This is a genomic window from Bradyrhizobium algeriense (assembly GCF_003062295.1).
Classification (GTDB): Bacteria; Pseudomonadota; Alphaproteobacteria; order Rhizobiales; family Xanthobacteraceae; genus Bradyrhizobium; species Bradyrhizobium algeriense.
This window is the reverse complement of the sequence record NZ_PYCN01000293.1, coordinates 1-429: the sequence shown is the minus strand read 5'-3', so window position 1 is coordinate 429 and position 429 is coordinate 1. Positions and strand designations below refer to the sequence as shown.

Genomic DNA, 429 nt, shown 5'->3' with positions numbered 1-429 from the left:
GACCGGCCCCTGTCGTTCTTCTTCGGCGAGGACGAGCCGCTTCGGTCAGAGACCGATTCCACGGCCCGGGCCTTTCTCGATAGCACGGTCGATTTCTGGCGCGACTGGGTGCGGTCACTCTCCATTCCCTTCGATTGGCAGGAGGCGGTGATCCGCGCCGCCATCACACTCAAGCTGTGCAACTACGAGGAAACGGGCGCTATCGTGGCGGCGCTCACCACCTCGGTGCCGGAAGCGCCGCACACGAAGCGCAACTGGGATTACCGCTACTGCTGGCTACGTGACGCCTATTTCGTCATCCAGGCCCTCAATCGGCTCGGCACCACCAAGACGATGGAGGAATACCTCACCTACATCACCAACATCGTCGACGATATGGAGGCCATTCCCGATCAGAAGGACATGCCGCCGCTCTTCAGCATCACGCGC

The 429-nt window shown here is 61.5% G+C and carries 1 protein-coding gene; it reads left to right on the top strand.

Translation table 11 applies throughout. The features are described 5' to 3' along the window. Window positions 1-429, top strand: a 429-nt coding sequence (locus C7G61_RS43570) for a glycoside hydrolase family 15 protein (protein ID WP_244608806.1), incomplete at both ends; no start/stop codon positions are given.